The organism is Provencibacterium massiliense (genome assembly GCF_900169495.1).
Taxonomy (GTDB): domain Bacteria; phylum Bacillota; class Clostridia; order Oscillospirales; family Ruminococcaceae; genus Harryflintia; species Harryflintia acetispora.
Genome location: NZ_FWCH01000012.1, coordinates 1276136 through 1289492 on the forward strand (window position 1 = coordinate 1276136; position 13357 = coordinate 1289492).

The following is a 13357-nucleotide window of genomic DNA, read 5'->3' on the forward strand; positions in this document are numbered from 1 at the left end:
TCCTCCTCTAGCTTTCGGCAGCGCATAAATAACGGAACGCCGTCCGGGCAGCTCCATACAGCGCCGCGTCGTTGCCCTTTTGCGCCGCCAAAACCGGGACGTACCCGTCGCCGCACGGCGCGCCGATGTTATAATACCGCTTGAGCAGGTCGTCCCACCAATATTCCCTCGTTTCGATCAGACCGCCGCCGATCACGATGACGTCGGGATCGAAATGATAGGCGCAGGTGGCCAGCAGGATGGAAAAGTCCCATATATATTGGTTCAATACCTCAATGGCCCGGGCATCCTCCTGCCGGTACAGCTCAAAAAACTCGTAGCCGGAATGGATCCTTTCCCCGGCGGCCTTATCGTTGTAGCTCGTCCACAGGGCGGTCCCGGAAACGTACCGTTCGGCGCAGCCGCGCTGGCCGCAGCTGCACGGACGCCCGCCCGGGTACATGATGCCGTGCCCCACCTCTCCCATGGCGTTGCGGGACCCCGTCACGATCTCCCCGTTGTGGATATAGCACCCGCCAAGCCCCGTTCCAACAAAGATCCCCAATATATCCTTGTATCCCTTCGCGGCGCCGACCCATTCCTCCCCCGCGATGGCAGCCCTGCAGTCGTTCCCAAGGCAGACCGGCAGCCCGAAGCGCTCCTCCAATTCCTTGCGGATGGGCCGCCCCACCCAGTTTTTATAGTTGAGCGAGCACGAAACGACCAATCCCTTATCGGTGTCAACGGCGCCGTTGCACCCGATCCCGATACAGCTCACGTCGTACTTTTGCAGAAATGACTGGATGATGGCGCGGTATGTATCGAGAAAAAAGTCCCCGCTCTTTCCGGTGTTCTCATAACGGGTTTTTTCCAGCATCTCCCCGGTGTCCGAAATGACGGCGCCGGAAATCTTCGTGCCGCCGGAATCGATCGCGATCGAATACATACTCTTTCCACCTTATTAGTCAATTTGGAAGGAAGCCAGCCGCTCGATGAGCTTCGCCCGTATGTTTTCATAGTCGCGGTAGTCCCTCGAGTATCCAAAATGGATTTCCGGACGGGTGGAGTAGACGTCAAATTCCACCTTCGCCTCTTCAAAGGGCGTGAGGACCGGGTCGAGGTACAGCTCGCGCATTTCGCGCAGGGAGACGCCTTTCTCCTCGAGCATCCTAAAAAGGTTATAGTCCTGGAGCCCCAGCCGGATGTTTTCCCACCGCACCGAGGAGCAGGGCTTGCCATTGTGGTTTGGGTAGACATAGAACATGTCCCCGGAAAGCCAGGAGGGGTCCTTGTAGCTGACCCGGTTCCAGGGGTCGGAGGGCCAGATGGCAAATTTCCAGTTTTCATATCCGTCCATATCCATCTGATAGGTCATCCAGCTTGTGAGGCGGGCCTCGATAAGGGGGGACTGGATAAAGGTGTTGGGGTGGTCGGGCGTGCAGCAGATGGCCCAGTCGAACGTTCCGCCGCGCTTGCGGTTTTGGTCCTTGACCTTCATCACCATCTCCCGGTGGCACAGCACGCCGGAAAAATGGGTGACAAGGTTTTTCTCCTGCTCGCCATAGGTTTCAATGATCTCCTCGTTAAAGACGCCCAGCCGGATATTGACCCTTAATTCGGGGACGAACCCCTTGATGGTCTGCATCCATTTGCCGCACACCTCGACGTCCACCGGCTCGTCGCTGAAGAGGCTGACCCGATCCCAAAGCCCTTTTTCCACAAAGTGGTAGAACAAAAGCCGGATATATTCCCCCAGCTCCGCCTTTTTGTGCATGTACTTGTACAGCCCGTCCGACTCGTCATAATAACGGATCCGAACGCCATCCGAGTAGTCGTCGAACGGATTCCCCGGCGCATTCTTGCCGGCGTTTTCCTTGATGTTCATGACCTGCCCTTGCGCGAACTGCCCCTCCGCGACGCCGGCCCAGATATAAATCAGCCCCATGAGATCGATCTCTCTGCACATATGGTACTTTTCACAGAGCGCAAGATACCGATCCATGACGTCAAAATTGCACCAAAAGCGCCCGTCCTTCCCCTTATAGACCTTCACGATGTTGTGCTCATACAGGTCGCTGGGATACTCGTATTCGGTGCAGCACATCTGTCCGTTCCAGGGGAATTCGCTGACCACCAGGGTCGTGGTGCTGATCCCCACGCTGGAAAGCTCCTTTAGCATGTTTTCGATTACGGCAAAGTGATCCTCACCCCACAGCCTGACCCCGAACGTCTTGGCCCAATTGCTGGGATGCTGCCACAGGTAGAAGTGATAAACGGAGTTTTCCCGCAGCTGGGGCAGCACGACCGGCGCCACCCTCACGGTGGCGGACAGCGTCAGAATCCGCTCTTCGTCGCCGAACCCGGCCTGATGGTAGAACGTAAAATCAATGGAAATTTCGTCCCCCTCAAACTCCGGGAGCACGGCGCCGTCCACCCAGACGGCCTGGGGAACGAGCTCATCAAGGCTGCAATTCCCCACCTCGAGGATGGGGTCCGCGGTCAGGGTCCCGGCGTCGTCCGGGACATACCCCTCGAAGCGCATTTGCAAATCCTGAACCAAGGGGGTCGAGGCTTTCATCTCGATGCGCACCCGGTCATAGAGCCCGTCCCAATTGAGATAGTTCGTCTCGTCCAGGCAGCACATGCACCGCCGGTCGGTACGCACCAGCATTTGAAAGGCAAAGCGCTCGTTCTTGACAGCGGTGATCGGCAAAAACGGGCGGTCGAAAAAGCTTTCCCGAAGCTCCTGTTTGCGGACATGCTTAAACGCAGAGTCCACCAGGCAGGCTTTTAATATCATATAGCTCCCTCCAGATTCTGTAGATACGTTGTGTTTCCATTAAGCCTTGATCCCGCTCATGGCTATGCTTTCCACAAACCGTTTCTGCAAAAGCACATACCCGATGAACGGCGGGACGAATACGAGCGTGGCCCCCGCCATCATAAGCCCGTAATTGGTGCCGTAGTTCGTGCGCAGCATAGCCACCGCAAGGGTCATGGTCCGCATGTGGTTGTCGCTCACCATCACCAGAGGCCAAAGGAAGTCGTTCCATACCGTGATGAAGGTAAAGATGGTCAGCGAGACGATGGCCGAACGCGCGACGGGCAGCACCACATTGATAAACGTGATCCTCTCATTGGCTCCGTCGATCCTGGCCGCCTCGAGCAGGTCGTCGGGGATCGACATCATCGACTGGGTCATCAAAAAAACGGTAAATGCGTTGACCACCGGCAGCATCAGGATAAAATGGGTGTTGTTGAGCCCCATGGCGCTTACAATGATATACATGGGGATCAGCGTGACCTGCCCGGGGATCATCATCGTCAGGATAATCCCGTAATAGAGGGCGTTCCTACCCGGAAACTTCTTTTTGGCGAAGCCGTAGCCGGCCATCGCGCCTAAAATGACGTTGATCAGGATCGCGCCCGCTACCACGGCCGCGGAGTTTAAGAAGTACCTGACAAAGTCCAGGGACACGAAGATCCTTTCATAGTTGGTGAAGCTGTATTCAGAAAAATCCCAGGAGACCGTCGTGGTGAAATTCGAGGTCATCGACATCATCGCCATATAGATGAGAGGCAGAACCATCAGGGCTGTGATTCCGGTGAGCAGCAGCATCCAGGCAATCTTTAAAACTTTGCGCATTTTAACTCCCCTCCCTTAAATGGAACCGTCTCCCGAGCGGTTGAGAACCTTCGTCTGGACAAAAGAGATCAAAACGATGATGATGAGCAGCACATAGGCCTGCGCGGAGGCATAGCCGAGATTGAACTGCTTGAAGCTGGTGTTATAGATCGTCATGACCATGGTGGTCGTGCTAAAGCCCGGCCCGCCCTGGGTGAGGGAGAAGACCAGGTCGAACGCCTGAAAGGACCAGATGGTGCCGAGAATGACGATGAGGAAGGTGGACGCACGCAGCAGGGGGATGGTGATGTAGACGAGCTTCTGCCCAAAGCTGCACCCTTCCACATCGGCGCTCTCATAAAGGGATTTGGGAATATCCAGGATGGCGGCAAAATAGATCACCATAAAGTATCCCAGGTTGCGCCACACCGTCACGATACAGGCGCTCATCAGCGCGTGGTTGATGTCCAGAAAGGTGACCGCCGGTATGCTCAGCAAGCCCAAAGCCTCGTTTATCAGGCCGGTCGGCCCCATAAACGCCCTCCAGATAATGCCCGCGACCATGCTGGAGGCGATCACCGGGACGAACAGCGTGCCGCGGATGAACTGGCTCCACCTCCCCTGACGGAAGGTGGACAGCCAGAACGCGAGCAAAAGGGCGAGCACCGTCTGCACCGGGACCGTGACGACGGTATAGATCAGCGTGTTTATCATGCTGGCCCGCAGCACGGGGTCCCGGATGAGCTTTGCATAATTGTCCCATCCGGTGAACACCGGCGCCCTGACGCCATCAAAATTTGTAAAGCTGTAGTAAAGGGAGATGAAGATCGGCACCACGGACATGAGCAGGACGACCAGGCAGATGGGGGCGATGTATACATAACCGGTGAGGTCCGTCTTTCTCTTGTTCCTGCGCATGCAAGCCCTCCTAACTGATGTTGCCGCTATCGGCGGTCATTGGTTCCTGCTTTTAAAGTCGGCGATCGCCTGATTGCCGTACTGCTGCGCCTCCGCCAGCCCTTCGTCGATGGAGATCTGATCGTTCATGATGAGCTGGATCTGCTTGAGCAGATAATCATAGACCAGCGTCCCTTCCAATGTCGCGTTGAGGGTGCGCATCTTGCCGCCGTCCTTGAGATAGGCGTCTTCAAACAGGGGCGAGCCGAGATAGGGCACATCCTTGCGGGGAGAGGCCTGGGTATGGAATTCATGGAGCCGGTCTATGCCCTCCTTGCTCAGCACATGCTTGATCAGGTCGACCGACAGCTGCGGGTCGGAGCTGCTCGACATCAAGGTGAGATAGTCGGTCGGCGCGAAGGTCCAGGACTCCTCATCCTCCAGCGCGGTGACATAGCCCCATTCGAGGTCCGGATAGTTGGGCAGATAATTGCACGCATCGCCCGAGGAAACCATGGTCATGGCGCCTTTTCCGGAGCAGAAGTGGCTGACGAAAATGTCGTTGAGGGTCACCGACGACCACTCGGGCGGCACGACCTTGTCCACATGGATCAGGTCGTATAAAAACTGAAGGGATTTCTTTCCCGCGGGCGAGTCGATGATCACCTCGTCCCCCGCCTCGTTGTAGATGTCGCCGCCCGCCTGCCAGAGGAACGGATAATAGGTGGAGGGCAGGAGCCCATAGTAAGAATCGGCGAACGAGGTGACATATCCCCACTGGTCGATATTGCCGTCCCCGTCCTTGTCCTGGGTGGCGGCCTTTGCTATGCGCCGCAGGTCCTCCCAGGTCTTCGGCGGCTGCTCACCCAGCTCGTCGAGGATCGTCTTATTGTATAGGATGACGCGGGGATCCCCCGAGGCAAAGGGCACGCCATACTGCCCGCCCATGATGTACCCGCTGTCCCAGGCGATGAAATTGTCCTTCTCCTCTTGGGTAAAGTAGGAGTTCACATCCGCGACCGCCCCCATCGTGATAAAGGGCGGGTACATCTCAACATACATGTATCCCACATCCGGGCCGGCGTTCCCGGCGATGGAGGTCAGATATTTCTCCTCATACCCCTCCCAGGGGATGACCGTAAACTCCACTTTACAGTTGTTCTTTTCTTCAAAGCTCTGGATCACAGGCGCCCAGATTTCTTCATCGAGCGCGTCGACGGTCGCATAGGGAGGCATCCACCAGGTGAGCTGCTTGGCTTCGCCTGGAGCGGAGGCGTTTTTTTCCGATCCGGCCGGTGAACCGCACGCGGCCAATGAGGTCATCAATGCGCATGCCGCCAGGAGAGCGATAACTCGTTTCATCGTAACGTTCCTTTCTCATCATGGTGTGTTTTTCATTCGGTTCTGCATCGTGGAAAATGTCGATTATGTATATTACATCCATATTATATATTAGCAAATCAAAAATTTATATATAATTTCATTCATACACTAGAAAATTCTTTCACAAAGCGGTATAATTGACCAGGAGGCGAAAAAGATGGACATCATCCTGGACCAGCAAAAAATCATGGAACTGCTGAATAATTTCACCGCTTTGATCGATGTGAAATTCACGCTTCTGGACGTCCAGTTCAACGAGCTGCTGGTCACAAAGGCGAAGCATCCGTTTTGCGCCTACATCCAGTCCCACCCCATCGGCTATCAAAAGTGCTATGATTCGGACAAAAGCGCCTTCGAGAAGGTCACCGCTTGCAGGGATCAATTTGTTTACCGATGCCATGCCGGACTGATCGAGGCCTGCTTTCCCGTGATCGAGCGGGATACGGTCATCTCCTATCTGATGTTCGGCCAGATCCTGGACAATACGTCCATCCAAAAGCAGTGGGACGAGGTGAAGGAGCGGTGCTCCTGGTATCCGGGGATCGAGTCGCTGGAGGACCATTTTTTTCACCTCAAGCAGTTCGACCTGCATGAAATCGAGGCCTGCGCCTCGATCGTATCGGCCTGCACGGCTTATGTCTGGCTCAGCGAACTGGTCCGCTCCAAAGAGCCGAATTATGCCCAGCGGATCAGGGCCTATATCGACACGCATTACCACCAGCCCATCACCCTGGACGATATTTCCGCTGAAATCAAACTGGGGAAGACCATGCTCTGTCAGATCGCCCGCTCCCAATTGGGGGACACCGTCAACAAGCTGATCGCAAAAAAACGCATCGAGGCGGCAAAGGCCTATCTGGAGACGACAAACTACCCCATTTCACAGATCGCGGAGCTTGTCGGGATCAGCGACTACAATTACTTCACCAAAATATTCAAGTCCCACACTTCCATGACGCCGACGCAGTATAAGAAGCAATTGCAGCTGAAATGATCCCGCACAAAAAGGGAGGACCGCCGGCCGGCGGTCCTCCCTTTTATTTAACTTTCCCGATCCACCTTGTGGAACTGCTTGAGGTTGCCGATCTTCTGCCGGCGCTGCTCCAAGATTGCCTCGACCTCTTCCAATGGGATCCCCTGCTGCGCCATCAGCACCAGCAGGTGATAGAGCAGGTCGCAGATTTCATTCTCGGTGTCCTCGTTTTTGCCGTTCTTGGCGGCGATGATCACCTCCGCGCACTCCTCGCCGCATTTCTTTAGTATTTTATCCAGCCCCTGCTCAAAGAGATAGCAGGTATAGGAGCCCTCCCGGGGCTCCCGTTTTCTCTGCTGCACGACCTCGTAAAGGCCGCGGATCACGTCCTGCATCGCGCTATTCCTCCTTTGGCTGTAATGGAATATCCTTAAAAAAGCAGCTGTGGCTGCCGGTGTGGCAGGCGGGCCCGGTCTGCTCCACGACGGCGAGCAGGGTGTCGTCGTCGCAGTCGGCGTGTAAAGAGACCACCCTTTGCAGATGCCCCGAGGTCGCCCCCTTGTTCCAGAGCTCCTGCCGCGAGCGGGAATAAAACCAGGTATACCCGCTCTCGAGCGTGCGCCGCAGGCTCTCGCGGTTCATGTAGGCGAGCATCAACACCTGGCCGGTGGAATGCTCCTGCACCACGCAGGGGATCAGCTCGGACTTCTGAAAATACCGCTCCAAATCCATCTTCATGGCCGCCCCCTTCACACTTTCCGCACCGGGATGCCCCGCTTTCGCAGGTACTCCTTGACCTGCGAGACGGTCAGCTCCTTATAGTGGAAGAGCGAGGCCGCCAGCGCCGCAGAGGCGCCCGTCTCCTCGAACACCTCGCCAAAGTCCTCCAGCTTCCCGCAGCCGCCCGAGGCGATCACCGGCACCGGCACTTTTTGGCAGACCTGCCGTGTGAGCTCGAGGTCGAACCCGTTTTTGGTCCCGTCCGCGTCCATCGAGGTGAGCAGGATCTCCCCCGCCCCCAGGGTACAGACCCGCTCGGCCCAGGCGAGCGCGTCGAGCCCGGTGTCGATCCGTCCGCCGTTTACCACCACATGAAAGCTCCCGTCCGCGCTGCGCCGCGCATCGATGGCCACCACCACGCACTGGCTGCCGAAGCGGTCGGCCGCCTGCCTGATGATCTGCGGGTCCCGCACCGCCGCCGAATTGATGGACACCTTGTCCGCCCCGGCGCGCAGCAGGGGCGCGTAGTCGTCGACCGAGCGGATCCCGCCCCCCACCGTCAGCGGGACGAAGACGTTCTCGGCCGTGCGCCGCACCACGTCGAGCATGGTGCCCCGCCCCTCATGGGTGGCGGTGATGTCCAGGAAGGTGATCTCGTCCGCGCCCTGTCTATCATACTCGATGGCGCATGCCACCGGGTCGCCGACCTCCTTGATCCCCACAAAGTTGATCCCCTTGACCACCTTGCCGTCCCGCACGTCGAGACAGGGGATGATCCGTTTTGCCAGCATGGCTGCTCCCGCCTTTCCTTATCTTTCCCGCGCCGTCTGCAGCGCCTCGCGCAGATCGAGCGTCCCCTGGTAAATGGATTTGCCGCAGATCGCGCCGTAGAGCCCCATCGCGTGCAGCGCGGCGATGTCGCCGATGTCCCGCACCCCGCCCGAGGCGACGATGTCGCAGCCGACGGCGTTTTTTAAAGCCTCCAGCTGCCCGAGGTTGGCCCCCTCCAGGGTCCCGTCCCGGCCGATGTCGGTATAGATGATGGTGCGCACCCCGGCGCGCTCCATCTCGCGCGCCAGGTCGAGGTAGCCCACCTCGCTGCGCTCGAGCCAGCCGTTTGCGGCGACGCAGCCGTCTCTGGCGTCGATCCCGACGGCGATCCGGCCCCCGAAGCGGGAGACCGCCTCGCGCACGAACGCGGGGTCCTCGAGCGCCGCCGAGCCGAGGATGACACGCTCGATCCCGTGTGAGAGATAATCCTCCACCGTCTGCATATCGCGGATTCCCCCGCCGAGCTCGATTTTGAGCGAAGTCTCCTTCGCCACCAGCTTAAAAATGTCCGCGTTGACGGGGCGGCGCTCCTTGGCGCCGTTGAGGTCCACCATGTGCAGCCACCGGGCGCCCGCCTCCTCAAAGCCGCGCGCCGCCGCCAACGGGTCGGGCGCGACCTGCTCGGCGGTGGCAAAGTCCCCTTTATAAAGGCGCACGCAGCGCCCGTCCTTGATGTCGATGGCCGGTAAAATAATCATGCTATACTTTCAACTCCGCAAAATTTTTGAGGATTTGCAGCCCCGCCGCCGCACTCTTCTCGGGGTGGAACTGCGCGCCGTAGACATAGCCGCTGTGCACCAGGGCGGGAATCTTCTCCCCATATTCGGTGTAAAGGGAGATGTACCGCTCCTCGGTGTGGGCGCAAAAGGAGTGGACGAAGTAAAAGTATTCCCCCTCCCCCATCCCTTGGGTGAGCGCGCAGGGGTTCTGGAGCTTCACCTCGTTCCAGCCCATGTGGGGGATTTTGAGCCCCGGCGCCTCGAGCTGCCGCACCGTGCCGGGGATCAGCCCGAGCCCCGCGCTCTCGCCAAACTCATAGCCCCGCTCGAAGAGGATCTGCATCCCCAGGCAGATGCCGAGTAAAGGCTTCCTGGCGGCGCTATGCCGGATCGCCGGGATCACGCCGGCTCCCTCCAGCTTTTCCATCGCCTCCCGGAAGGCCCCCACCCCCGGCAGGATGACCCGGTCCGCCCTGTCGATCTCCTCTTCGCTGGCCGTGACGGTGTACTCGATCCCAAGATAGCGCAGGGAATTGCACAGGCTGTACAGGTTCCCCGCCCCGTAGTCGATCACCGCGATCAATCACAGCACCCCCTTGGTGCTGAGCACGCCGCCGTCCGTCCTTGCCGCCGCAACCTTCAGCGCATGGGCGAAGGCCTTAAAAAGCGCCTCGGCCTTGTGGTGGTCGTTGGCCCCGTAGGGGACGCTCAAATGCAGGGTGATCCCCGCGTTCATCGCAAGGGCCCTGAAAAACTCCTCGACCATCGCGGTCTCCATCCCGCCCATCATGGCGTGCTGGAAGGCGCACTCGAAGCGCAGGAAGGGCCGCCCGCTCACATCCAGCGCGCAGAAGCCCAGCGCCTCGTCCATCGGTACGTAGAAGCTGCCGTACCGGGCGATCCCGCCCTTGTCGCCCAGCGCTTTACAAAGCGCCTGGCCGAGCACGATCCCCACGTCCTCGATGGTGTGGTGGCAGTCCACCTCGAGGTCGCCCGCCGCCTTGACAGTGAGGTCGATCCCCGCATGGGTGCAAAGCGCCGTGAGCATATGGTCGAAAAAGCCGATCCCGGTTTCGATCGCGCCCTCGCCCTTCCCATCCAGATCGAGCGAGACGGCGATGTCGGTCTCCCGGGTCTTGCGGCTGAGTTCTGCCTTTCTCATCTTCCTTCGGCCTCCTTGGCTTGTAGTATCTCCTCGAGGGCGGCGAGCACCGCCCCGTTCTCCTCCCCGGTCCCGGCGCTGATCCGCAGATGGTCCCCCATCAGCCGCACTGCGATCGAGCGGCGCAGCAGCGCCTCGTGGACCTCCTTCGCCCCCGTCAGCTCAAAGAAGGCAAAGTTGGTGCTGCTCCCGCAGACCCGCCCGATCCGCCCCGGGAAGCGTTCTTTGAGCGCTTCGATCCCTGCACAGAGCATCTCCGCGCGCGCGTGCAGCGCGGCGCTGAGCTGCGCGATCCTGTCGGGCTCGCGCAGCAGCGAAGCGCAAAGCGCCTGGGTCACGGCATTGACGTTATACGGGGATTTGGCCGCCTTGATCGCGTCGATCAAGGTTTTGTTCCCCGCGGCAAAGCCCATGCGCAGCCCCGCCGCGCCATAGGCCTTCGAGCAGGTGCGAAGGATCAGCAGGTTGTCGTATTTCGGGATTAAGTCCATCCCGCTGCGCCCGTTCCCCGCAAAGTCCATATACGCCTCGTCGAGCACCACCAGCGCCCCGACCGAGGCGACCAGCCGCTCGATTTCATCCTGCCCGATCAGCAGCGAGGTGGGGTTGCAGGGGTTGGAAAAGATCAGCACGTCGGCCCCCTCGCGGTTTACCGTCCCGATCACCCGGTCGATATCCACCGAGTAGTCCGCGTTTTTGGGGATCAGCACATGCCGCAGCTCGGCCAGGGCCGAATAGAAGGAATACATCGAGAAGTCGTATTGCAGGGTGCAAAGGGTCATCTCCCGCTCCATCAGGCACCCCTCGATGATCGAGATCAGCTCGTCCGAGCCGTTGCCCGCCACCACCTGATCCTGGCGAAGGCCGAACTGCCGTGCAAAGAGGGCACAGCACTCGGCCGCATAGGGGTCGGGGTAGCGGTTGAGCGCGGGGGAGCTTTTCAGCAGTTCCTCCAGCAGCTGCCCGTCGGGAGCGTAGGGGCTCTCGTTGGCGTCCAGCCGGATTTGATAGCTGCCGCTGATCGGGTCGTAGGGGATGAGGTCCCGCACCTTTTTGGGCAGTTGATAGGCCATCTTTTATTCCCCCTTACAGCGCCTGTTCGTCGAAGCGCACCGTGATCGAATTGGCGTGGGCGCTCAACCCCTCGGAGTTCGCGATCCGCACGATGTCCTCCCTCGCCTCCTCGAGCGCCTCGCGGGTGTAGTAGATAAAGCTGCTGCGTTTTACGAAGCTGTCCACCGACAGGGGCGAGAAGAAGCGGGCCGTGCCGCTAGTGGGCAGCACATGGTTCGGGCCCGCGAAGTAATCCCCCAGCGGCTCGGGCGCATATTGCCCGAGGAAGATCGAACCGGCATTGTCGAGCTGTCCGACATATTCCATCGGGTTTTCGCAGACGACCTCGAGGTGCTCGGGCGCGATGAGGTTGGCAAGCTCCACCATCTCCGAGCAGCTGCGGCAGACGATGACAGCACCATAGCCCGAGAGGGACTGGTCAATGATCGCCTTCCTGGAGAGGGCGGCCTTCTGCCGCCCGAGCTCGGCGATGGTCTCCTTGGCGATTCCCTCGTCGGTGGTCAGCAGGATCGCGCTGGCCAGCGGGTCGTGCTCGGCCTGGGAGAGCAGATCGGCCGCCAGGTACCGCGGGTTGGCCGAGCGGTCGGCCATCACCAGTATCTCGCTGGGCCCGGCAATCATGTCGATGTCCACCGTGCCGTAGAGCAGTTTTTTGGCCGTGGCGACGTAGATGTTCCCCGGCCCCACGATCTTATCCACCCGCGGGACGGTCCCGGTTCCGAAGGCGAGCGCCGCCACCGCCTGCGCCCCGCCCACCAGAAAGACCCGGTCCACCCCGCAGATCGCCGCGGCGAGCAGGATGTCGGGATTGGGCTTCCCGTCCCTGCCGGGCGGGGTGACCATTACGATCTCGCCCACCCCGGCGATCTTGGCCGGGATGGCGTTCATCAGTACCGACGAGGGATAGGCCGCCGTACCGCCCGGCACATAGAGCCCGACGCGGTGCAGCCCCCGCACCCTCTGCCCCAGGATGACCCCGTTTGCCTTCATGTCCACAAAGCTCTGGTGCTTCTGGCGGGTGTGGAATTCGGTGATGTTCTCCTGCGCACTGAGGAGCGCCTGCACATACTCCGGGTCGGCCGAGCTGAGCGCATCGTTGATCTCGTCCCGGCTGACCTCCAAGTCCTCGGGGCAGTAGCCGTCAAAGCGGGCGGTGTACTCGCGCAGCGCCTCGTCCCCACGCGCGCGCACGTCCCCGATGATCCCGGCGACCGCCTCGCTCACCTTTTTGTCCACCGCCTCGCCGCGGTCGCGAAGCTGCCCGAGCAGCTCGTATTCGTCCTTTCCGTTGGCATAAGTCAAACGAATCATTTCGTTTCCTCCCCCACATATCGTTCCGCCCCGGCGATCACCCTGCCGATGGCTTCCTTTTTTAACTTCATGGCCGCGGTGTTGACGATCAGCCGCGCCGAGACCGGCGCGATCTCCTCCACCACCTGCAGCCCGTTTTCTTTTAAGGTGCTTCCCGTCTCCACGATGTCCACGATCGCATCGGCCAATCCCAGGATCGGGGCGAGCTCGACCGAGCCCTCGATCTTCACCACGTCGACGTCCATCCCCTTCTCCTCGAAGAAGCCCAGCGCCACCTTCGGATACTTGCTGGCGATCACCTTCGCGTTATATCCGGAATAAAGGTCATCCCCGTTTTTACAGGCCACCGCAAACCGGCACCGTCCGAATCCAAGGTCCAAAACCTCGTAAAAGCTGCCGCCGTTTTCCAGGATGGTGTCCTTCCCGACAATGCCGATATCCGCCACCCCGCTCTCCACATAGGTGAGCACGTCCGCCGCCTTGGCCAAAATCACCTGCAGCCCGCTCTCCCCCAGATGGAAGATCAGCCGGCGTCCCTTGTCGTGCAGCTCGCCGCAGTCATACCCGAGGCTCTCGAGCATCTCCACCGCCTTGCGCTCGAGCCGGCCCTTGGTCAGCGCGAGGGTGACGGTGTTCTCCTTCGTCCCTCCGGTGGCGGGGCCGCTCTGCGCGACCAGCGAGGC

15 protein-coding genes are annotated in these 13357 nt (G+C 59.7%); 1 reads left to right on the plus strand and 14 read right to left on the minus strand.

The window, feature by feature from the left end; all coding sequences use genetic code 11:
- Positions 1-7: 7 nt before the first annotated feature.
- Genes B5477_RS11170 through B5477_RS11190 form a run of 5 tightly spaced genes read right to left on the minus strand, consistent with a single transcriptional unit; the run spans position 8 to position 5863 of the window.
- Entirely contained in the window at positions 8-925 is a 918-nt protein-coding gene (locus tag B5477_RS11170; RefSeq protein WP_079699769.1) for an ROK family protein, read from the minus strand.
- A gap of 15 nt (positions 926-940) precedes the next feature.
- Positions 941-2779 (minus strand): DUF4091 domain-containing protein, encoded by a 1839-nt coding sequence (locus tag B5477_RS11175; protein WP_079699770.1) that lies wholly within the window; start codon positions 2777-2779, stop codon positions 941-943.
- 39 nt (positions 2780-2818) lie between these two features.
- Positions 2819-3625 (minus strand): carbohydrate ABC transporter permease, encoded by an 807-nt coding sequence (locus B5477_RS11180; RefSeq protein WP_079699771.1) that lies wholly within the window; start codon positions 3623-3625, stop codon positions 2819-2821.
- A 15-nt stretch (positions 3626-3640) separates the two neighbouring features.
- Positions 3641-4522 carry a carbohydrate ABC transporter permease gene (locus tag B5477_RS11185; RefSeq protein WP_207739343.1) on the minus strand — a complete coding sequence of 294 codons (882 nt, stop codon included), beginning with the start codon at positions 4520-4522 and terminating at the stop codon, positions 3641-3643.
- A 36-nt stretch (positions 4523-4558) separates the two neighbouring features.
- Positions 4559-5863, minus strand: a complete 1305-nt coding sequence (locus B5477_RS11190; RefSeq protein ID WP_079699772.1) for a sugar ABC transporter substrate-binding protein — start codon at positions 5861-5863, stop codon at positions 4559-4561.
- Between the two features lie 178 nt (positions 5864-6041).
- Between B5477_RS11190 and B5477_RS11195 the strand changes: the two genes are divergently transcribed.
- Positions 6042-6878: a PocR ligand-binding domain-containing protein gene (locus tag B5477_RS11195; RefSeq protein WP_079699773.1), complete on the plus strand. Its 837-nt coding sequence runs from the start codon at positions 6042-6044 to the stop codon at positions 6876-6878.
- A gap of 47 nt (positions 6879-6925) precedes the next feature.
- Here the strand turns inward: B5477_RS11195 and hisE are convergent, their stop codons facing one another.
- The 9 genes from hisE to hisG are packed head-to-tail and all read right to left on the minus strand — an operon-like array spanning position 6926 to position 13351.
- Positions 6926-7252, minus strand: a complete 327-nt coding sequence (gene hisE / locus B5477_RS11200; protein WP_079699774.1) for a phosphoribosyl-ATP diphosphatase — start codon at positions 7250-7252, stop codon at positions 6926-6928.
- A gap of 4 nt (positions 7253-7256) precedes the next feature.
- The gene (gene hisI, locus B5477_RS11205; RefSeq protein WP_079700473.1) at positions 7257-7589 is read right to left on the minus strand and encodes a phosphoribosyl-AMP cyclohydrolase; all 333 of its coding nucleotides are present in this window, start codon (positions 7587-7589) and stop codon (positions 7257-7259) included.
- 17 nt (positions 7590-7606) lie between these two features.
- Entirely contained in the window at positions 7607-8368 is a 762-nt protein-coding gene (hisF, locus tag B5477_RS11210; protein ID WP_079699775.1) for an imidazole glycerol phosphate synthase subunit HisF, read from the minus strand.
- An 18-nt stretch (positions 8369-8386) separates the two neighbouring features.
- A complete protein-coding gene (gene hisA / locus B5477_RS11215; protein ID WP_079699776.1) occupies positions 8387-9106 on the minus strand; it encodes a 1-(5-phosphoribosyl)-5-[(5-phosphoribosylamino)methylideneamino]imidazole-4-carboxamide isomerase in 720 nt (239 codons plus the stop codon).
- A 1-nt stretch (position 9107) separates the two neighbouring features.
- Positions 9108-9710, minus strand: a complete 603-nt coding sequence (gene hisH / locus B5477_RS11220; protein ID WP_079699777.1) for an imidazole glycerol phosphate synthase subunit HisH — start codon at positions 9708-9710, stop codon at positions 9108-9110.
- Positions 9711-10289 (minus strand): imidazoleglycerol-phosphate dehydratase HisB, encoded by a 579-nt coding sequence (hisB, locus tag B5477_RS11225; protein ID WP_079699778.1) that lies wholly within the window; start codon positions 10287-10289, stop codon positions 9711-9713.
- Complete coding sequence (locus B5477_RS11230) at positions 10286-11362, minus strand: pyridoxal phosphate-dependent aminotransferase (protein WP_079699779.1); 1077 nt, start codon at positions 11360-11362, stop codon at positions 10286-10288. Before B5477_RS11230 ends, hisB begins: the two co-directional genes overlap by 4 nt.
- A gap of 13 nt (positions 11363-11375) precedes the next feature.
- The gene (gene hisD, locus B5477_RS11235) at positions 11376-12674 is read right to left on the minus strand and encodes a histidinol dehydrogenase (RefSeq protein ID WP_079699780.1); all 1299 of its coding nucleotides are present in this window, start codon (positions 12672-12674) and stop codon (positions 11376-11378) included.
- Positions 12671-13351 carry an ATP phosphoribosyltransferase gene (gene hisG / locus B5477_RS15370; RefSeq protein ID WP_079700474.1) on the minus strand — a complete coding sequence of 227 codons (681 nt, stop codon included), beginning with the start codon at positions 13349-13351 and terminating at the stop codon, positions 12671-12673. Before hisG ends, hisD begins: the two co-directional genes overlap by 4 nt.
- Positions 13352-13357 lie beyond the last annotated feature (6 nt).